Source organism: Rhizobium sp. SG570 (assembly GCF_012275345.1).
Classification (GTDB): domain Bacteria; phylum Pseudomonadota; class Alphaproteobacteria; order Rhizobiales; family Rhizobiaceae; genus Rhizobium; species Rhizobium lusitanum.
Window position 1 is genome coordinate 104,494 of the sequence record NZ_JAAZQI010000006.1, and the last position, 12,893, is coordinate 117,386.

13 protein-coding genes are annotated in these 12,893 nt (G+C 62.8%); 9 read left to right on the forward strand and 4 right to left on the reverse strand.

Features of this window, described 5'->3' with window-relative positions; all coding sequences use genetic code 11:
- Positions 1-4 precede the first annotated feature (4 nt).
- The 9 genes from ubiE (at position 5) to FHT28_RS14325 (ending at position 11,037) form a co-directional block, all read left to right on the forward strand.
- Positions 5-781, forward strand: a complete 777-nt coding sequence (gene ubiE, locus FHT28_RS14285) for a bifunctional demethylmenaquinone methyltransferase/2-methoxy-6-polyprenyl-1,4-benzoquinol methylase UbiE (RefSeq protein WP_168596552.1) — start codon at positions 5-7, stop codon at positions 779-781.
- Positions 782-843: 62 nt separating this feature from the next.
- A complete protein-coding gene (ubiB, locus tag FHT28_RS14290; protein WP_168596553.1) occupies positions 844-2,418 on the forward strand; it encodes a 2-polyprenylphenol 6-hydroxylase in 1,575 nt (524 codons plus the stop codon).
- Between the two features lie 243 nt (positions 2,419-2,661).
- A complete protein-coding gene (locus FHT28_RS14295) occupies positions 2,662-4,245 on the forward strand; it encodes an aromatic amino acid lyase (protein WP_047641093.1) in 1,584 nt (527 codons plus the stop codon).
- A 27-nt stretch (positions 4,246-4,272) separates the two neighbouring features.
- Positions 4,273-5,658, forward strand: a complete 1,386-nt coding sequence (locus tag FHT28_RS14300; protein WP_168596554.1) for an amidohydrolase family protein — start codon at positions 4,273-4,275, stop codon at positions 5,656-5,658.
- Positions 5,655-6,929, forward strand: coding sequence for a Zn-dependent hydrolase (locus FHT28_RS14305; protein ID WP_168596555.1), 1,275 nt, complete (start codon positions 5,655-5,657; stop codon positions 6,927-6,929). Before FHT28_RS14300 ends, FHT28_RS14305 begins: the two co-directional genes overlap by 4 nt.
- Before the next feature lie 3 nt (positions 6,930-6,932).
- Positions 6,933-8,033: a DUF917 domain-containing protein gene (locus tag FHT28_RS14310; RefSeq protein WP_037202959.1), complete on the forward strand. Its 1,101-nt coding sequence runs from the start codon at positions 6,933-6,935 to the stop codon at positions 8,031-8,033.
- A gap of 17 nt (positions 8,034-8,050) precedes the next feature.
- The gene (locus FHT28_RS14315) at positions 8,051-8,380 is read left to right on the forward strand and encodes a TfoX/Sxy family protein (protein WP_047556236.1); all 330 of its coding nucleotides are present in this window, start codon (positions 8,051-8,053) and stop codon (positions 8,378-8,380) included.
- A 200-nt stretch (positions 8,381-8,580) separates the two neighbouring features.
- Complete coding sequence (locus FHT28_RS14320) at positions 8,581-10,242, forward strand: urocanate hydratase (protein ID WP_168596556.1); 1,662 nt, start codon at positions 8,581-8,583, stop codon at positions 10,240-10,242.
- A gap of 126 nt (positions 10,243-10,368) precedes the next feature.
- On the forward strand, positions 10,369-11,037 hold the full coding sequence (locus FHT28_RS14325; RefSeq protein WP_168596557.1) for a hypothetical protein: 669 nt from the start codon (positions 10,369-10,371) through the stop codon (positions 11,035-11,037).
- Positions 11,038-11,151: 114 nt separating this feature from the next.
- Here FHT28_RS14325 and FHT28_RS14330 read toward each other — a convergent pair whose 3' ends face one another.
- From FHT28_RS14330 to FHT28_RS14345, 4 genes are all read right to left on the reverse strand, one after another.
- Positions 11,152-11,556 (reverse strand): GFA family protein, encoded by a 405-nt coding sequence (locus FHT28_RS14330; RefSeq protein WP_047556242.1) that lies wholly within the window; start codon positions 11,554-11,556, stop codon positions 11,152-11,154.
- A gap of 5 nt (positions 11,557-11,561) precedes the next feature.
- A complete protein-coding gene (locus tag FHT28_RS14335) occupies positions 11,562-12,044 on the reverse strand; it encodes an SRPBCC domain-containing protein (RefSeq protein ID WP_168596558.1) in 483 nt (160 codons plus the stop codon).
- Entirely contained in the window at positions 12,028-12,369 is a 342-nt protein-coding gene (locus tag FHT28_RS14340) for a metalloregulator ArsR/SmtB family transcription factor (RefSeq protein WP_037203309.1), read from the reverse strand. Before FHT28_RS14340 ends, FHT28_RS14335 begins: the two co-directional genes overlap by 17 nt.
- A gap of 129 nt (positions 12,370-12,498) precedes the next feature.
- Entirely contained in the window at positions 12,499-12,885 is a 387-nt protein-coding gene (locus tag FHT28_RS14345; protein WP_037202951.1) for a VOC family protein, read from the reverse strand.
- Between the last annotated feature and the right edge of the window lie 8 nt (positions 12,886-12,893).

Here is a 12,893-nt window from a genome sequence, read left to right on the forward strand (position 1 = left end):
GCCGATGGCAGACAGCCGCACCTCCGCCGATGGCGGCATGGAAACATCCTATGGCTTTCGCGAAGTGGCCGATGGCGAAAAGCAGGGCCTCGTCAACGAGGTGTTCCACAAGGTTGCCAAGCGCTACGATGTCATGAACGACGTCATGTCCATGGGCCTGCACCGGGCCTGGAAGGACGCCATGATCGCGGCGCTCAACCCGCGTAAGGATGCGGCCTACAAGGTCCTCGACGTTGCCGGCGGCACGGGCGACATCGCCTTCCGCATCGTCGAAGCCTCGAACCGGCTGGCGCATGCGACGGTGCTCGACATCAACGGCTCGATGCTCGGCGTCGGCGCGGAACGCGCGGAAAAGAAGAAGCTCTCCGACAATCTCACCTTCGTCGAAGCGAATGCCGAGGAACTGCCCTTCGAACCCAACTCGTTCGACGCCTATACGATCGCCTTCGGCATCCGCAACGTCCCTCATATCGACGTGGCGCTGAAGGAAGCCTATCGCGTGCTGAAGCGCGGCGGCCGGCTGCTGGTGCTCGAATTCTCCGAGGTCAACCTGCCGCTGCTCGACCGCGTCTATGACGCCTGGTCCTTCAACGCCATTCCGCGCTTCGGCAAGGCGATCACCGGCGAGGCCGAGCCCTACCAGTATCTGGTGGAATCGATCCGCAAATTCCCGAACCAGCAGGATTTTGCGACGATGATCGGCGAGGCCGGCTTCTCGCGCGTGAGCTTCACCAACTATACCGGCGGCATCGCCGCCCTGCACTCCGGCTGGAAGCTCTAAAGCATGATGTCGAGCCATGTGACGCGGTCGACGGCCTCCATTTCCCGAGACCTTGAGACGCTATGAGTGCTTTCAACGCATATTTCGGCCTTCTCAGGGTCGGCTGGGTGCTGGTGCGCGAGGGCGTGGTCATTGCGCTTCCCTCGGAAGGCCTGCCGCCTTCCGTCAGCCTCGCCAAATCCTTCGTCGGTATCTTTGCCCGCAAGAGTGCCAAGAACCAGGCCCGCAGCGACCGGCTTTCCAAAGCTGTCGAACGGCTCGGGCCGTCCTATGTGAAGATCGGCCAGTTCCTGGCGACGCGGCCCGACGTCGTTGGCGTCGACATGGCCAACGACCTGTCGCAGCTGCAGGACCGCATGGCCTTCTTTCCCCATGCCGCCGCGAAATCATCGATCGAAGGCTCGCTCGGCCGCAAACTCGATGAGCTTTATGTCAGTTTTGGCGAACCAATCGCGGCCGCCTCCATCGCCCAGGTGCATCCGGCCGAGGTAGAGACGCCGGGGGGGACCAAGCGCGTTGCCGTCAAGGTGATCCGTCCCGGCGTTCGCCAGCGTTTCGTAAACGATATCAAGGCGATGTATCTCGTCGCCAACCTGCAGGAGCGCTTCCTTCCCTCCAGTCGGCGCCTCAGGCCCGTCGAGGTGACGCGGACGCTCGAGCAGACCACCAAGGTCGAGATGGATCTGCGCCTGGAGGCGGCGGCCCTTTCCGAAATCGCTGAAAATACCGAGAAAGACCCGGGCTTCCGCGTCCCCAAGGTCGATTGGGAGCGCACCGGCCGCGACGTCATCACCATGGAGTGGATCGACGGCGTCAAGATGTCAGATGTCGAGGGGCTCAAAGCCGCCGGGCACGATCTCAACGCGCTCGCCGATACGCTGATCCAATCCTTCCTTCGCCATACGCTGCGCGACGGCTTCTTCCACGCCGACATGCATCCCGGCAATCTCTTCGTCGATGCCGCCGGCACGATCGTCGCCGTCGACATGGGCATTGTCGGCCGCCTCGGCAACAAGGAACGTCGTTTCCTCGCTGAGATCCTCTATGGCTTCATCACACGCGATTACATCCGCGTCGCCGAGGTGCATTTCGAGGCAGGCTATGTGCCCGCTCATCACAATACGGAGAGTTTCGCACAGGCGATCCGCGCCATCGGCGAGCCGATCCATGGTCAGCCGGCCGAGACGATCTCCATGGGCAAGCTGCTGACGCTGCTCTTCGAAGTAACCCAACTCTTCGACATGGAGACACGGCCGGAGCTGGTTATGCTGCAGAAGACGATGGTCGTGGTCGAGGGCGTGTCACGCATGCTCAATCCACGCTTCAACATGTGGAAGGCTTCGGAACCCGTCGTCGGAGACTGGATCCGCACCAATCTCGGCCCGAAGCGCATCGTAACCGACCTCAAGGACGGTTTGAAGGCGGCCTTGAAACTCGCCGAGGCAGCGCCCGAAATTGCCGCCAAGACGGAGAAATTCCATCACGAATTGCTGCGCATGAGCGAGAATGGTCTTCGCTTCGACCCGCAGACCGCCGAGGCGATCGGCAAGGCGGAGGCCAAGCACAGCCGCTCCGGCCGCCTCGCACTATGGGTGATCGCGCTGACGCTCCTCTATATCGCCTGGCAACTGAGCTGACCTTCAGCGCCCCCTGGCGCTCGCGCATCTGCGAAGATTGCCGCCATTGATGCGAGAGGTAATCACTTCCTCCTGCACGCGCTTTTGCTTGGCGATGACAACATACCCGTGCAAACGCCGAGTTGCATCGCAGCCGGACTCGCCTCAAAATTCAAAAGCGCCGCTGAATGAGGTGTTCGCCATTTGGGATATCCCATTTGCGATAAGGCTCGCATAGCCTTGCGAAAAAGGAGAACAAGGACAATGGAGCGTCAGAGAGCCGGCATCGAACTCACCGGGCAACCCTTGGGGTTCAGCGATCTGGTGCGGATCGGCGCTGGCACCGCCATGCCTTCGGCATCGGAAAGCGGCATGGCGCGGGTGCGTCTGGCGCGCGGCGTTCTCGAAAGCACGATCCAGTCCGGCATGCCGGTCTACGGCTCCACGACCGGCGTCGGGGCCATGAAGGATGTCGAATGGTCGCCGGAAGATCTCGATGCCTTCAATCTCGGCCTGGTGCGCGCCCATCATTTCGGCACCGGCGCACCCTTTTCCATGTCGGTCGTGCGCAATGCCATGGCGATCCGCGTCAACACGGCGCTAACAGGCCAAGTCGGCTGCTCGCCGGGGCTGATCGACGCCTATCTTCAGCTTCTGCATACGGATGTCATTCCCGTCGTTCGTCGTACCGGCTCGATCGGTTGTGCCGATATCGGCCTTATGGGCCAGATCGGCGCGGTGCTGACCGGGGTCGGCGAGGCGGTCTATCGCGGCCGGCGCATGCAGGCGGCCGATGCCTTTACCGCTGCCGGTATCAATCCGGTGAAGATGCTGCCGCGTGACAGCCTCGCCTCGCTCAGCGTCAATGCCGTGAGTTTCGCGGCGGCGGCGGAGACCACCCGCAACGCCGCCTCCTCGATCCGGGTGCTGCTGGCGACCAGCATGATGGCCGCCGGCGCGCTCGGCGCCTCGCGTGATCCCTGGTATGCGGTGCGCCATGTCGGCACGGCGCGCGAAGCGCTGATCGGCGCATGGCTCTGCAACGCTTCGGACGAATGGCCGTGGCCCGTCGCAACGCATGTGCAGGATCCTTTGAGCCTGCGCATGATCGCCCAGGTCTACGGCGCTGTCAGCGAGAACCTGCTGACCGCGGGCCACAAGATCCTGGCCGCCACCGGCCGTTCCGACGACAATCCCGTCATCGTCGACGGGCGCGTCATGACGTCGGGAGGCTCGCTGCCGCTCGACGTCACCATCCTGCTCGAGGCCGCCGTCATCTGCATGGCGCATGCCGCTCGCAATGCCTTCAACCACTGCGTCCTGCTCGGCAACGGCCAGCGGCGCGGCCTGCCGGTCAATCTCGTGCCGGAAGGCAGGATCGCGACCGGCTTCGGCCCGATCATCAAGCTCGCAGGCGAGATTTTCTCGCGCGTCCTGTCCATGTCCAACCCGGTCTCGGCGCAATCGCTGGTGGTCGCGGCCGGCATGGAGGACGAGGCGGCCTTCCTGCCGCTCGTCATCGAACGTTTCGAGCGGCAGACGCGGGCACTGAAGCGCCTTGCTGCATTGGAAGCACTGCTTTCGGCCCAGGCGATGGATATTCTCGGCGACAGGCCGGAAGGCGTCGCGCGCATGCTGTACGACGTGGTGCGCAAGCATGCGGATTTCTATGTGGTCGACCGGCCGCTTTCGGCCGAAGTCGAGGCGATCGAAGAGGAACTTGCGTCCGAGGCCTTCGTTTCGGAAATGATCGCCCACAAGCCGATCCTTGCCTATGATGATTTCTTCGCGCTCGGCTCGCTGGAGCGGCTCGAGGAACGGCTTTATCGCGACACCGTCGTTATCTGAACCAACCGATAAGCGGAGAGAACGCACATGGCGGATTTCGATCTTGTTCTGCAGGGCACCGTGGTTTTGCCCGAGCGCATCGTGGAAGCGGGTTATGTCGCAGTCAGCGACGGCAAGATCGCCGAGATCGGCATCGGCGTGCCGCCGGCGGCGCGTGAGCGGCATCTGCTCGGCAAGGCGCTGATCCTGCCCGGCGCGATCGACGCGCAGGTGCATTCGCTCTCGCAGAGGGATCAGGAGGATTTCATCTGGTCAACCCGCTCGGCAGCGGCCGGCGGCGTGACCACCATCGTCGACATGCCCTATGACGAAGGCAATCTGGTCTGCTCCGCCGCAGCGGTGAAAAAGAAGGTCGACCATGCCTCGCCGCAAGCCCGCGTCGATTTCGCCCTCTATGGCACGATCGACCCGGAAGAAGGCCCGGCACGCATCGCCGAAATGGTCGAGGCCGGCGTCGCGGCCTTCAAGTTCTCCACCTTCGGCACGGACCCCAAGCGTTTCCCACGCATCCCACCTGCCCTGCTCGACGCCTGCTTTGCGGCGATCGCGCCGACCGGGCTGACCGCGGGCGTGCACAATGAGGATGACGAAGCCGTTCGGACCTACATGGAGCAGGTGAAAGCCAGCGGCGTGACAGATTATCGCGCCCATGGGCTCTCGCGGCCGCCGATCACCGAGTTGCTTGCCATGCACACGATCTTCGAGACGGGCGCCGACACCGGCTGCCCGGCCCATGTCGTGCACTGCTCGCTCGGCCGCGGCTACGACATCGCGCGCGCCTATCGCCGCGACGGCTTCGAGGCGACGGTTGAATGCTGCATCCACTATCTGACGCTCGACGAGGAAAACGATGTTCGACGCCTCGGCGGCAAGGCGAAAATAAATCCGCCGATCCGCCCGCGCGCCGAAGTGGAAACCTTGTGGCGCAAGGTGGCGGAAGGCAATGTCTGGCTGGTTTCGACCGACCACGTCAGCTGGTCGGAGAACCGCAAGAACAATCCGGATATGCTGGCGAATGCTTCCGGCGTGCCGGGACTGGAGGTCATGGTGCCGCTCTTCGTAAAGGGTGCTCTGGAGCGCGGCGTGCCGCTGACCTGGGCGGCGAAGCTCATGGCGGAAAATCCGGCCAGGCACTTCCGCCTCGACCATATCAAGGGCGCACTGACACCGGGCAAGGATGCCGATATCGTCGTGCTGGAACCGCGCGAGATGATCTATGACGCAGCGGCAAGCGGCAACAACGTCGTCGGCTGGAGCCCCTATCATGGCATCCGCCTGCCCTGGACGGTATCCGCCGCTTACCTTAGAGGCAGAAAGATTACCGAGGGACAGAAGGTGTTGGCCGAACCCGGCTCCGGCAGCTTCGTGCGTCCCTTGCCTCGCCAAATCTTTGCCGGAGAAGCCGCCCGATGAACCAACCGAAGCGCCACAACCTGCCCGTCAACGCCGACCGCATCGCCGAGGACATCGACGCGCTGGCCGGCATTACCGAGCCCGGGCACCCCTGGACACGCCGGGCCTTCTCACCGCTCTTTCTGGAAGGCCGCGCTTACATCGAGGCGCGCATGAAGGCAGCCGGGCTGGAGACGCGCATCGACGCCGGCGGCAACCTGATCGGCAGGCGCGCCGGCGCAAAACCCGGCCTCGGTACGATCCTTGTGGGATCGCATTCCGACACCGTTCCCGATGGCGGCCGGTTCGACGGCATTGCCGGCACGATCGCGGCGCTGGAAGTCGCCCGCTCCCTGAAGGATCGCGATATCCAGCTGGACCACGATCTGGAGATCGTCGATTTCCTGGCGGAGGAAGTCAGCATCTTCGGCGTCTCCTGCATCGGCAGCCGCGGCATGACCGGGCAGATACCGGAGGCATGGCTCACCCGCACCAGCGGCGAGCGCACCCTTACGCAGGGCATTGCGGAAGTCGGCGGCGATCCCGCCGTGCTGCTCGCACAGAAACGCCCGGATCTCGCCGGCTTCCTCGAACTGCATATCGAGCAGGGACCGGTGCTGGAAGCCGAGAATAAGGATATCGGCATCGTCACCGCGATTGCCGGCATCACCCGCATTGAAATCACCGTCGAAGGCCGCGCCGACCATGCCGGCACGACGCCGATGGATCGCCGTGCCGATGCGCTTGTCGCAGCCTCCCAGCTTGTGCTCGATATCAGGGAGCGGGCGGCCGAGCAGGCGAAGACGCCAGGCCATTTTGCGGCCACGGTCGGCGAATTCCGCATCGAGCCGAATGCCGCCAATGTCGTGCCGTCCAAGGTGGTGCTGCTGATCGACGGCCGTGCCGAAATTCGCGGCGACATGGAACAGTTCCTGGCCTGGATCGATGGCGCGGTGCAAAAGATAGCGACGGCTTACGGTGTGACGATCAAGCCACCTGTCCGCGTCTCAGACAATTTTCCGACGCCAGGCGATGTTGGCCTGCTCGAAACGCTCGAGCGTGCTTGCGAAACCGTCGGCGCCAAGCATCGCCGTATGGCCTCCGGCGCCGGTCACGATACCGCCTGGATCGCCAAGGTCGCGCCTGCCGCCATGATCTTCGTGCCCTGCAAGGAAGGCCGCAGCCACTGCGCCGAGGAATGGGCCGAGAATGACGATATCGCCATGGGCGCCGCCGTGCTCTTCGAAGCCGTGCGCGACATGGATAAAAAGCTCAAACAGAACCGGGAGTAGCCAATGGGACGCGTACTCGTTGCCAAGGATGTGGAAGCGGCCGTCAAGGGTGGTTCCGTTTATGCCGCCGGTGGCGGCGGCTGGGCCGATCACGGCCGCATGCTCGGCTATGCCGCAGTCAATGTCGGCAAGCCGGAGCTGGTGTCGATCGACGAGCTTAACGACAATGACTGGATCGCGACGGCAGCCGCCATCGGCGCGCCGGCCTCCACGACCCCCTGGGAAATGCAGGGCATAGACTACGTCAAGGCAGCGCAGCTACTCCAGGACGAACTCGGCGAAAAGCTCTCCGGCCTGATCATCGGCCAGAACGGTAAGTCGTCGACGCTGAACGGCTGGCTGCCGTCGGCCATCCTGGGCACCAAGGTGGTGGATGCGGTCGGCGATATCCGCGCCCATCCCACAGGCGACATGGGGTCGATCGGCATGGCAGGTTCGCCCGAGCAGATGATCCAGACCGCTGTCGGCGGCAATCGCGCCGAGAACCGCTATATCGAACTCGTGGTAAAGGGTGCGACGGCGAAGATCTCGCCGATCCTGCGCGCGGCTTCCGACCAATCCGGCGGCTTCATCGCCTCCTGCCGCAACCCGCTGCGCGCCTCCTATGTCCGCACGCATGCGGCGCTGGGCGGCATCTCCATGGCGCTCTCGCTTGGCGAGGCTATCATCGAGGCGGAAAAGAAGGGCGGCAGCGCCGTCATCGACGCCATCTGCAAGACGACCGGTGGCCATATCCTTGCCGAGGGCACGATCACCAGGAAGGATGTCGTCTATACGAAGGAAGCCTTCGATATCGGCACCATCACGGTCGGCTCCGGCGAGAAGGCCGTGGTCATGCATGTGATGAACGAATACATGGCCGTCGAAGATACCAATGGTAAGCGCCTCGCGACATTCCCCTCCGTCATCACCACGCTCTCGCCAGAAGGCGAGCCCTTGAGCGTCGGCCAATTGCATGAGGGGATGAACGTCTTCATCCTGCATGTGCCGATGGACATCATTCCGCTTTCCGCCAGCGTGCTCGACCCCACAGTCTATCCCTCCGTCGAGAAGGCCATGGGCATTGAGATCGCGAAATACGCCTTGGCCGGCAAGAAGAACTGAGGAGCGCGGAGGCTTAAATGGCCCGTGACGCCGGTCTCGAAGAATTGCTGAGAGAAGAGCTCGGGCAGCGGCCCGGGCTTAGCGAGAAAGCGATGTTCGGCGGCTGGGCCTTTCTGCTCAACGGCCACCTCCTTTGCGGCGCGCGCGAAGACGGTCTGCTGATACGCCTCGGCAAGGGCAACGACGCCTGGGCGCTGGAGCTGCACGACATCAAGCCCATGCTGTCAGGTAGCCGTGAAATACAGGGCTGGGTGCGCGCCGGGCCGGAAGCCTATGGCAACGACATGCTGCGCAAGCGGCTGCTTCTTGCCGCGCTGGACTTCGTCGAAGGCCTGCCGCCGAAATGAATGACTATCGGCGCCGCCCTCTTCTCCCCAGCGGGGAGAAGATGCCCGTCAGGACAGATGAGGGGTGAGCGACGAAGGAGTGAACGTCTGAGGGAGAAGCAAAGACGGCATATGCCGCACTACCCCCTCATCCGACCCTTCGGGCCACCTTCTCCCCAGCGGGGAGAAGGAGAACCACCAAACCAGAGGTAAGAGCAACCATGCCGAAAGCCAATCCACGTCATCCGAAATTCCCGATACCGGGCGGTCCGGAGCTGCGCGCCAAGGGCTGGCGGCAGGAAGCACTGCTGCGCCTGCTCGAAAACGTGCTCTCTGTCGGCGAAGATCCGGACAACCTCATCGTCTATGCCGCGCTCGGCAAGGCGGCGCGCAACTGGGCGGCACACAAGGGCATCGTCAAGGCCCTGACCGAGATGGATGAGAATCAGACGCTGCTCATTCAATCCGGCAAGCCGATCGGGCTGGTGCGCACGCATGACAAGGCGCCGCTGGTCATCATGGCGAACTGCAACATCGTCGGGCAGTGGGCGAAGGCGGAAGTCTTCTATGAACTGCAGCGCAAAGGCCTGATCTGCTGGGGCGGTTTGACGGCCGGCGCCTGGCAATATATCGGCAGCCAGGGCGTCATCCAGGGCACCTACGAAATCTTCATGCGCATCGCCGAGCGCCGCTTCGGCGGCGATCTTTTCGGCCGCTTCGTTTTGACTGCCGGGCTTGGCGGCATGGGCGGCGCGCAGCCGCTGGCGGGCCGCATGGCGGGTGCTGCCATCCTCTGTGTCGATATCGACGCAGAGCGGGCGAAGAAGCGCCAGGAGATCGGCTATCTTCAGGAGATCGCGCCGGACCTCGATTCCGCGCTGGCGATGATCGATGCTGCGGTCAAGGAGAAGCGGGCGCTCTCGGTCGGCCTCGTCGGCAACGCCGCGGAGATCTATCCCGAGATCGCAAGGCGCGGCATCGTGCCCGATATCGTCACCGACCAGACATCGGCCCATGACCTCGTCTATGGCTATGTGCCGAAGGGCATGAGCCTGCAACAGGTCAAAGACCTGCGCGACGACGGCCAGGGCCAGCTCATGGCGGCAAGCCGCGCCTCGATCGTCGAGCATGTGAAGGCCATGCTCGATTTCCAGAAGAAGGGTTCGGAAGTCTTCGACAACGGCAACCTGATCCGCACCCAGGCGAAGGAAGGCGGCGTGGCGAATGCCTTCGATATCCCGATCTTCACCGAAGCCTATCTGCGTCCGCTCTTCTGCCGCGCCATCGGCCCCTTCCGCTGGATGGCGCTTTCGGGCGAGGAAAGCGACATTGCCCGCATCGACGACCTACTGCTGGAAATGTTCCCGGACAACAAGATCGTCACCAACTGGATCCGGCTTGCCCGCGAGCATGTCCCCTTCGAAGGGCTGCCGGCGCGTATCGCATGGCTCGGCCATGGCGAACGCACGGCACTTGCCCGCCGCGTCAACGAGCTGGTCGCAAGCGGCGAGCTGAAGGGTCCGATCGCCTTTTCACGCGACCATCTCGACGCCGGTGCGATGGCGCATCCGAACATCATGACCGAAGGCATGAAGGACGGTTCCGACGCCATCGCGGACTGGCCGTTGATCGACGCCATGATGCTCTGCTCGTCCATGGCCGATCTCGTCGTCATCCATTCCGGCGGCGGCGGCTATGCCGGCTACATGACGAGCTGCGGCGTTACCGTGGTTGCCGATGGCACGCCGGCCGCCGACGAGCGGCTCGACCATGCGCTCACCAACGACACGGCGCTCGGTGTCATGCGCTATGCCGATGCGGGCTATGAGGAGGCCCTGGACGAAGTGGCGAAAAAGGATGTGCCCTATATCCGTCTTGGATGAGCACATCTGTTCTTCGGAACAGTGACCGACTATGGTCCCGGGCAATTCGAAACGACCTGTTTTACACGCAACTCCGGGCGGAAGACCGCTGCACACTTTTCCTGGAATTGCTTTGGAGAGTTGCCCGTGATCCCCTGGACCTTGCTCGATACTGCGAAAATCCTCGGCGGCGGTGAGCTGCGGCTGAAGCAGCGCGGCCAGGAATTTTCCATCATGCTCGGCACCAACGAGCTGATGAACAGCCGCCTCAGCGGCTCGGAACGCGCGCTTGCCACGCTCTCCTGCGACAAGATCAAGGGCCGGAAGGCACCACATCTGCTGATCGGCGGCCTCGGCATGGGCTTTACCCTACGCGCGGCGCTCGGCGAGTTGGGTGCGGACGCCAAGGTGACGGTCGCGGAACTGGTTCCGGCCGTCGTTGCCTGGGCGCGCGGGCCGATGGCCACCGTGTTCGACGGCTGCCTCGACGATCCGCGCGTTGCCATTCACGAAGGCGATGTGCGCCCGCTCATCGGCACCGCAAAGGCGGTCTATGACGCCATCCTCCTCGATGTCGACAATGGTCCTGACGGCATCACGCAGGAGGCCAATGACGGCCTCTACGACTATCAGGGCCTCAAGGCCGCCCATAATGCGCTGCGCCCGAGCGGCATTCTCGCCGTTTGGTCTTCCGGACCCGACGAACGCTTCACAAGGCGCCTGCGCGATAGCGGCTTTGCCGCCGAGGTGGTCAACACCCGCGCCAATGGCAAGAGCGGCGCGCGTCACGTTATTTGGCTGGCGACGAAAGCCTAGAGCATTTCCAGGAAAAGTGCGTAGCGGTTTTCCGTCTGGAATGCGTAAAAAAACAAAAGGATAGAGCATTTTCGCGATTCGAAGAAAAGCGAAAACGCTCTAGCTCCGCACCCCCTAAAGATAGCGCGTTTCCTCCGGCGCCTTGTCAAAGCGATCGTCGCGGCCATCGAAGTAGCCGACGGGAAGGGAGGCGAGCTCCTCGTCGGTGGCGTCATCCAGGCAGCTGATACTGACCGCATAGAACTTGCCGCCAAGCGCAGGGTTTTCGCCCCAGTTGAAAGAACTGACGCCGCAATTCTTGCAGAAAAGATGATGCAGGATGCGCGGGCCGAACTGATATTCACCGATGCTGTCCTCGCCCGAAACCAAGCGGAAATCGGCGGGTGTTGCCACAGCCAGCCAATTGCGCTTCTTCTTGCAGATCGAGCAATTGCACTTGAAGGTGCCGCCCTGCAGGTCGAGATCGGCATCGTAGCTGACGGCGCCGCAATGGCAGCTTCCGTGATAGGTCTTCTTCATCACACTCATCCTTCCCTTGAGGTGGCTTCCGCATAGGCGACGTATTTGTCGAGGGCTTGCTCCCAGCCGCCGGTCTGCAGCTTCAGTTCGGTATCGTCAGGCAGTTCGACCTTGCGGAAGACGAGGCGCGTCTTGTCGCCGAGCTCGTGCAATTCCACCGTGACCTTCATCTGGTGCCCGGGTTTGCCGTGCTGGTCCTCCCAGGCGAAGGTAAAGACGAGACGCTCGGGCGGGACGATCTCGAGATAGCGGCCATGGCTCCAATATTCCTTGCCCTCCGCCGTGAGAATGCAATGCCGCCAAGCTCCCCCTTCCCGCAGATCGACCGAGACGGCTGAGGCCGTCGTGGTCTGCGGACCCCACCAGCGCATCAGATGCTCGGGCTCCGTCCAGAGGCGAAACAGCAAGGTACGCGGCGCGGCTATTTCGCGGGTCAGCACGATCTCGCGCAGCGGGCGCGGGCTCCGGATCTCATTTGTTGCGGTCATCAGCTCCTCCCCGTTGCAAGGCTGCGGCATAGGCTTCCAGGCGATCGAGATTTTCGTTCCAGAATTGGCGGTAGCTTTCCAGCCAGTCATCCACCTGCATAAGCGGTTTGGTTTCCAGCCGACATGGACGCCACTGCGCCTCCCTGCCCTTCGAGATCAGGCCGGCTTTCTCCAGCACTTTCAGATGTTTGGAAACGGCAACCAGCGACATGTCGAACGGTTCGGCCAGCTCGGAAACGGAGGCCTCGCCGGTCGTGAGCCGCGCCAGAATGGCCCGGCGGGTCGGATCGGCAAGGGCGGACAGTGTCATGCTCAACGCGTCCATGCAGGTCATAAACCATAAAGTTAATTAACTTATTGGTTTAATATATCTCCGGCCGAGACATGTCAAGTAACCTAAAGCTGGGCTGACTTGCCATGCAAACGAAACGCGAGCTCGACAGCGCGCGTAATCTCAGGAAAGGGGATTGGAAACTTCGATCAGATTGTGATCCGGATCGCGGAAATAGACCGAGAGAATCGGGCCGGTCGCACCAGTCCGGCGCACAGGGCCTTCCTCGATCGCGACGCCTTCGGCCTGCAGATGAACGATGACATCGTCGATCGGCGTGTCGCTGATGAAGCAGAGATCGGCCGAGCCCGGCGTCGGTCGATCGGCTTTCGGTTCGAATTCATGCCCCGCGCGATGCAGATTGATCTTTTGGTTGCCGAAGGCCAGCGCCTTGCGGCCTTCACCGAAAGTCTCCACGCCCATGCCGAGGACACGGGCGTAGAAATCGCAGCTTTGCTCGATGCTCGCGACTGTCAGCACGAGATGATCGAGATGGTCGATGCGGATCATTTTCAGTC

What these genes read in the sequence shown, in the direction of transcription:
- ubiE (WP_168596552.1), top strand. Translation starts at nt 5, where the DNA reads ATGGCAGACAGCCGCACCTCCGCCGATGGCGGCATGGAAACATCCTAT.
- ubiB (WP_168596553.1), top strand. Translation starts at nt 844, where the DNA reads ATGAGTGCTTTCAACGCATATTTCGGCCTTCTCAGGGTCGGCTGGGTG.
- FHT28_RS14295 (WP_047641093.1), top strand. Translation starts at nt 2,662, where the DNA reads ATGGAGCGTCAGAGAGCCGGCATCGAACTCACCGGGCAACCCTTGGGG.
- FHT28_RS14300 (WP_168596554.1), top strand. Translation starts at nt 4,273, where the DNA reads ATGGCGGATTTCGATCTTGTTCTGCAGGGCACCGTGGTTTTGCCCGAG.
- FHT28_RS14305 (WP_168596555.1), top strand. Translation starts at nt 5,655, where the DNA reads ATGAACCAACCGAAGCGCCACAACCTGCCCGTCAACGCCGACCGCATC.
- FHT28_RS14310 (WP_037202959.1), top strand. Translation starts at nt 6,933, where the DNA reads ATGGGACGCGTACTCGTTGCCAAGGATGTGGAAGCGGCCGTCAAGGGT.
- FHT28_RS14315 (WP_047556236.1), top strand. Translation starts at nt 8,051, where the DNA reads ATGGCCCGTGACGCCGGTCTCGAAGAATTGCTGAGAGAAGAGCTCGGG.
- FHT28_RS14320 (WP_168596556.1), top strand. Translation starts at nt 8,581, where the DNA reads ATGCCGAAAGCCAATCCACGTCATCCGAAATTCCCGATACCGGGCGGT.
- FHT28_RS14330 (WP_047556242.1), bottom strand. Translation starts at nt 11,556, where the DNA reads ATGAAGAAGACCTATCACGGAAGCTGCCATTGCGGCGCCGTCAGCTAC.
- FHT28_RS14335 (WP_168596558.1), bottom strand. Translation starts at nt 12,044, where the DNA reads ATGACCGCAACAAATGAGATCCGGAGCCCGCGCCCGCTGCGCGAGATC.
- FHT28_RS14340 (WP_037203309.1), bottom strand. Translation starts at nt 12,369, where the DNA reads ATGGACGCGTTGAGCATGACACTGTCCGCCCTTGCCGATCCGACCCGC.
- FHT28_RS14345 (WP_037202951.1), bottom strand. Translation starts at nt 12,885, where the DNA reads ATGATCCGCATCGACCATCTCGATCATCTCGTGCTGACAGTCGCGAGC.